At 37.8% G+C, this 2,620-nt stretch carries 2 protein-coding genes; both read left to right on the forward strand.

The annotated features are described in order from the left end of the window. The first annotated feature begins 128 nt into the window (after positions 1-128). Positions 129-1,802: a PcfJ domain-containing protein gene (locus tag DW904_RS22440; protein ID WP_118584327.1), complete on the forward strand. Its 1,674-nt coding sequence runs from the start codon at positions 129-131 to the stop codon at positions 1,800-1,802. 221 nt (positions 1,803-2,023) lie between these two features. Then, positions 2,024-2,620: hypothetical protein (locus tag DW904_RS22445; RefSeq protein WP_118584328.1), on the forward strand; the 597-nt coding region annotated here is incomplete at its 3' end.

The raw sequence follows: 2,620 nt of genomic DNA on the forward strand, positions 1-2,620 counted from the left end.
AGGAGCTCTGTGAAGATTTCTCTTCGTTTTAATCTGCCCTTTTGAAATGAGTTTTTAGCAGGATAATATAAATGTGTAATATCTAATCTTAAGTTTATGATGTTGGGCTAAAGGGATGGACTAATAAAATGTTGGAGAATATTGAATGGCCAAACGGGATAAAGTATGGTCATGCATGGTGTGATACAAACAGTCTGGATCAGATATGGGAAACTCTAGGTGAGGAGTACAAAAAAGACAACGTGTATTATGCTATTTTACAATTTGAAAAAGAGGTACGTAGAAGAAAAAGAATACAGAAAAACCGATTGCGTACACAGGCCTGGGATCAGGTGATGAATTGTGTGAAGAATACACCGAAAGACTGGAATCGGTGGATGAAAAAAGTAGGGATTACACAGAATTATATTTTCTATAAATACTCCCGGAAAGAAAGTATGACAGGTTATTGTACCTGGTGCGAAAAGAATGTGCCTGTAAAAGCTGTAAAACATAACAAAACAGGAAAATGCCCTAATTGCGGGCATAAGATCCAGTATAAGGCAATCGGAAAACAGCGTATGGTAAGTTCGCGTGAGGAAACGGCATATCTGTTACAAACGTGCGGACAGAATTTTGTCGTTCGTGAATTCAGAGCTAGTGTGAAATATGATATGCTGGCATATACGAAACCAATATATAATTGGTGGGAACAACGCAGATTTGTCTATGATACAGATCTTAATAAAAAAGAGTTTTATTATGGATACTACCGTGGAACAGATGAACATAGGTGGATTCAGGGAGAACTCTATCCGAACCGTCCGTATTATTGGGGCTATGAACCGCGTTATCCAGGACGTATCTATAAAAAATCCCTTCATGGAATTCAAAATAAGCAGTTTAGAAGAAGTGGATTTTATGAATTAATTAGAAAAAGTGAAAAGATAGAGCCAATCTATTATTTAGATCGGTTAAGCTGGTATCCCTATTTTGAACAATTGGCAAAAGCCGGACTGGATCAGTTAGTGGATGACATTTTGAGTACTGGAACATCTATCTATTTCCAAGAAGCAGACTCTTTAGGACATGCACTGGGGATTGATAAATTCCGGCTAAACAGACTTCGGAATAACAAGGGTGGACGCATATTTCTTGAATGGTTGATTTTTGAAAAAGGATTGGGAAAGGTGATCAAAGATGACGTGATTGCCTGGTTCTCAAAATGTAAGATTAACCCGACAGAACTATCATTTATACTAGATCGAATGAGCCCGGAACAGATAAAGAATTATTTAGAAAAACAGGCAGAAGAAAGTGAAAAGAAACCGAAAGATCTTGTGGGTACCTGGAAGGATTATCTTGATATGGCTGAAAAACTAGGCCTAAATGTAAAGGATTCCATTGTATATCGGGTACGAAAGCTGGAACTGCGGCATAATGAAGTGATCCAAATGCTGAGAGATAAAGAAATGGATTTGAAAGCAGATGAGGTCGTGGAAAAGTTTCCTACAATAGAAGCGGTTTGCGAAAGTCTGAAAAAATATGAATATAAAGATCAAAAGTATCAGATTGTAGCACCGCGAAATGTAAAAGATATTTTGGCAGAGGGAAATGAACTAAAGCATTGCATTACTGGAAAGGAAACTTATTTTGACCGTATGGCAAAACAGGAATCCTATCTTTTGTTTCTACGAAAAACAGATACTCCAGAGAAACCCTATTATACATTGGAAGTGGAACCTGATGAACAGTACGCCAGAAGCGTACTTATTTTGACCGTCAAAATCCTGACATTGAGGAAGCAAAAAAATTTTTGGTGAAGTGGCAGAAGCAGCTTACACGTAGCTCAATAAAGAAGATAAGATTCTTTCGCTAAAGAGCCGGGATCTTCGGAAAAAAGAAATCGAAGATTTGCGGAAAAGAAAGTAAAAGTGAATGGATTTGGATTCACTGGAAAGTTGCTTGCGGATATCCTGGAAGAGGATTTGATGGAGAACGCCGCATAAAATGGTAAACAAAAGAGAGAAAGGATAAAGATACTATGGCCTATATAATGTTTGACGACAACCAGGTTGTTATCACTGGTAAGATTGCAATGGATTTTACATTTAGTCATAAGATTTGTGGAGAATGCTTTTATAAGGCGGAGCTTCAGGTTAAGCGCCTCAGCGATTCTGTAGATACAATTCCGGTGTTGATATCGGAACAAATTGCAGATATTACGAAGAGCCGCGTTGGTGAATTTGCGGAAATTTATGGGGAATTTCATTCACATAATCTACGTGAAGAAAACCATACTCGATTAGAGCTTTATGTATTTGCCAGGGAAGTGAAATTTGTAGAGGTAAATGACTCTAAGACGGATTACACAAATCGAATTCTTCTGGAAGGTACAATCTGTAAACCTACAGTTTACCGAAAAACCCCTCTGAAAAAAGAAATTACGGATCTGCTTCTGGCTGTGAACCGGTCTTTTGGAAAATCAGATTACATACCTGCATTTGTTGGGGGAGTACCGCCCGCTATGCGCAACATCATAAACTTAAGATTAGATATTACACATTTATATTATCCTGCTAAAAACTCATTTCAAAAGGGCAGATTAAAACGAAGAGAAATCTTCACAGAGCTCCTTCTG

The organism is Ruminococcus sp. AM42-11, assembly GCF_003480145.1.
Lineage (GTDB): Bacteria > Bacillota > Clostridia > Lachnospirales > Lachnospiraceae > Blautia_A > Blautia_A faecis.

Excerpts from the sequence above, each read along its gene's own strand:
- DW904_RS22440 (WP_118584327.1), top strand. The coding sequence starts at position 129 with ATGTTGGAGAATATTGAATGGCCAAACGGGATAAAGTATGGTCATGCA.